Genomic DNA, 4,016 nt, shown 5'->3' with positions numbered 1-4,016 from the left:
GGGAGGACACACCCTTGTTCGAATTAAATAATTTTGATGCTTTACAAATCGGGTTAGCATCTCCAGAACAAATTAGAGAGTGGTCTAGAGGAGAAGTAAAGAAACCTGAAACTATTAACTATAGAACTTTAAAACCTGAGAGAGACGGTTTATTCTGTGAAAGAATATTCGGACCTATAAAAGATTGGGAATGTCACTGTGGAAAATACAAAAGAGTAAGATATAAAGGTATTGTATGTGACAGATGTGGTGTTGAAGTAACTAAATCTAAGGTTAGAAGAGAAAGAATGGCTCATATTGAGTTAGCTGCTCCAGTATCTCACATATGGTATTTCAAAGGAATACCTTCAAGAATGGGATTAATTCTTGATATGTCACCAAGAGCTTTAGAGAAAGTTTTATATTTTGCATCATATATAGTTATAGATCCAAAAGAAACTTCATTATTAAAGAAACAACTTCTTAATGAAAAAGAATATAGAGAAGCGTGTGACAAATATGGTGAAGAAAGCTTCGTAGCTGGAATGGGTGCCGAAGCTGTTAAAATTCTATTAGCTGAAATAGATTTAGAAAGAACTGCGGCTGAACTTAAAGAAGAATTAAAACAAAGTACAGGTCAAAAGAAAGTTAGGATAATAAGAAGATTAGAAGTTGTAGAATCATTCAAATCATCTGGAAATAAGCCAGAGTGGATGGTGGTAGATGTGATACCAGTTATACCACCTGATTTAAGACCAATGGTTCAATTAGATGGAGGTAGATTTGCTACTTCAGATTTAAATGATTTATACAGAAGAGTTATAAATAGAAATAACAGACTTAAGAAGTTATTAGATCTTGGAGCTCCAGATATAATCGTAAGAAATGAAAAAAGAATGCTTCAAGAAGCTGTAGATGCTCTTATAGATAATGGTAGAAGAGGAAGACCGGTAACTGGTCCTGGAAACAGACCTCTTAAATCATTATCAGATATGCTTAAAGGTAAGCAAGGAAGATTTAGACAAAACTTACTTGGTAAGAGGGTTGACTATTCAGGAAGATCTGTTATCGTTGTTGGACCAGAATTAAAAATGTACCAATGTGGTCTTCCAAAAGAAATGGCTTTAGAGCTATTTAAGCCTTTCGTTATGAAAAAACTAGTTGAAGACGGAGTAGCTCATAACATTAAGAGTGCTAAGAGAATGGTTGAAAGAGTAATGCCTCAAGTATGGGATGTGCTTGAAGAAGTAATTGCTGATCATCCAGTATTATTAAACAGAGCGCCGACTCTACATAGACTAGGTATTCAGGCATTCCAACCTGTATTAGTTGAAGGTAGAGCTATAAAACTTCATCCACTTGTTTGTACAGCATATAACGCTGACTTCGATGGAGATCAGATGGCTGTTCACGTACCTTTATCAGTTGAAGCTCAAGCAGAAGCTAGATTTTTAATGCTTGCAGCAGGTAATATCATGAAACCTTCTGATGGTAGACCAGTTTGTGTACCTACTCAGGATATGGTTCTTGGTTCATATTATTTAACAATGGATAAAGATGGGGCTAAAGGTGAAGGAAAATATTTCTCTTCATTTGATGAGGTAATAATGGCTTACCAAGTAAAAGCTATAGATGTTCATGCTAAGGTCAACGTTAGAGTTACTAAAGAAATTAACGGAGAATTTAAGTCAGGAATAATAAAAACAACTCCAGGATTTATAATATTTAATGAATGTATTCCTCAAGATTTAGGATTTGTTGATAGAGAAAATCCAGAAGAGATGTTTGATTTAGAAATAAAGTTCTTAATAACTAAAAAGTCATTAGGAAAAATAATAGATAAGTGTTACTTAAAGCATGGTCCTACTAAGACTTCAATAATGCTTGATAACATAAAAGCTACTGGATATCATTATTCATCAATTGGAGCTGTTACAGTTGCTGCATCAGATATGATAGTTCCTCAAAAGAAATATGAGTTACTAAAAGAAGCTGATGAAACTGTAGATAAGATTGAGAAAATGTATAGAAGAGGTCTTATATCTGAAGATGAAAGATATGAAAGAGTTATAGAAAAATGGACTGAGACTACTGAAGAAGTTGCGGATACATTAATGAATAGCTTGGATAAATTCAACCCAATATTCATGATGGCAGATTCAGGAGCCAGAGGATCTAAGTCACAGATTAAACAGCTAGCTGGTATGAGAGGACTTATGGCTAGTCCGTCAGGTAAAATCATCGAGCTACCAATCAGAGCATCATTCAGAGAAGGTCTTGATGTATTAGAATACTTCCTATCTACTCATGGAGCCAGAAAAGGTAATGCCGATACAGCACTTAAAACTGCTGATTCAGGTTACTTGACAAGAAGACTTGTTGATGTAAGCCAAGATGTTATAGTAAGAGAACACGATTGTGGAACTCAAAATGGTATTTACGTTGAAGAAATAAAAGAAGGTTCAGAGGTAGTTGAACAATTAGCTGAAAGATTAACAGGAAGATATACAGCAGAAGATGTTTTACATCCTGAAACTGGAGAGCTTTTAGCTGCAAAAGATACTTATATGGATCCAATTTTAGCTGAAAAAATAGCTGATGCTGGAATTCAAAAAGTAAAAATAAGGTCTGTATTCACTTGTGATTCTAAGGTTGGAGTATGTACTAAGTGTTATGGTATGAATATGGCTACATCACACAAAATAAATATTGGTGAAGCTGTTGGTATTGTAGCTGCTCAATCAATTGGAGAACCAGGAACACAACTTACGATGAGAACATTCCATACAGGTGGAGTTGCTGGAGCTGATATAACTCAAGGTCTTCCAAGGGTTGAAGAGTTATTCGAGGCAAGAAAACCAAAAGGATTAGCAATAGTAAGTGAAGTTGCTGGTACTGTTAGAATAGAAGAAACTAAAAAGAAAAGAACCGTTTATGTTGTTACTGATTCAGGGGAAGAATATAGTTATGATATACCATTTGGTTCAAGATTAAAAGCTAAAGATGGTGTAGCTATAAGTGCTGGAGATGAGATAACGGAAGGTTCAGTTAACCCACATGATATAATGAGTATCAAAGGTGTTGATGGAGCAAGAGAATACTTACTTTCAGAAGTACAAAAAGTTTACAGACTTCAAGGTGTTGATATAAACGATAAACACTTAGAAGTTGTTGTAAGACAAATGACTAGAAAGATAAAAATAACTGAGCAAGGTGATACTAATTTATTACCTGGTGTAATGATAGATATGTTTGATTTTAGAGATGAAAATGAAAGAGTTGAAAGTTTTGGAGGAGTGAAAGCTGAAGGGGATGTTGTTCTTTTAGGTATCACTAAAGCAGCTCTTGCTACAGACAGCTTCTTATCAGCAGCATCATTCCAAGAAACAACAAGAGTTCTTACTGATGCAGCAATAAAAGGTAAGATAGATCCTCTTGTTGGATTAAAAGAGAATGTTATAATTGGTAAGTTAATTCCAGCAGGTACAGGTATGATGAAGTACAGATCAATGAAATTAAACACTGAAAACAATAATATAGAAACTGAAACAATAAATGACATTGAAGAATAAAATGAATTTTGTTGACAGTAGTATTCTTAGATGATACAATACAGTTTGTGTGATTAGCAAAATACTAAGAGATTAACTTGTCTACATGGAAGGTATCTTATTGCAGACAGACTTTTAGGAAATAAAGTTATTGCATAAAAAAGTCCACAAAAGCTATGAAGAATAGTGAAGGTATAATTTTATATGTTGTAAAAATACTAACGATAAAATAGTTATTCACTTAATCAATTTAGCTAAAAATGTGGAATCAAAGTAATACATGTTGAAAACATGAAAATCTTAGGTGAAATGTGTTGCATAGATGTAAAATCAGCATTAGCATTAATCTTAGATTAAGATGTTAACATCTAAAATTTATATAGATAGTTAAATAATTTATCAGGAGGTGAAAGTATGCCAACTATAAGCCAATTAGTAAGAAAAGGCAGAAAAACAGTAGCATCAAAATCAACTGCACCAGCTCTT

The 4,016-nt window shown here is 33.7% G+C and carries 1 protein-coding gene and 1 pseudogene; both read left to right on the top strand.

The window, feature by feature from the left end:
• Positions 1-14: 14 nt before the first annotated feature.
• The gene (rpoC, locus tag Q1K13_RS11990) at positions 15-3,551 is read left to right on the top strand and encodes a DNA-directed RNA polymerase subunit beta' (protein ID WP_300351246.1); all 3,537 of its coding nucleotides are present in this window, start codon (positions 15-17) and stop codon (positions 3,549-3,551) included.
• A 393-nt stretch (positions 3,552-3,944) separates the two neighbouring features.
• Positions 3,945-4,016: pseudogene (locus Q1K13_RS11985) on the top strand (30S ribosomal protein S12); the annotation flags it as partial.

The organism is Clostridium sp. (assembly GCF_029267215.1).
Lineage (GTDB): Bacteria > Bacillota > Clostridia > Clostridiales > Clostridiaceae > Sarcina.
The sequence above is the reverse complement of the archived record's forward strand: the minus strand, read 5'-3'. Positions and strand labels throughout refer to the sequence as shown.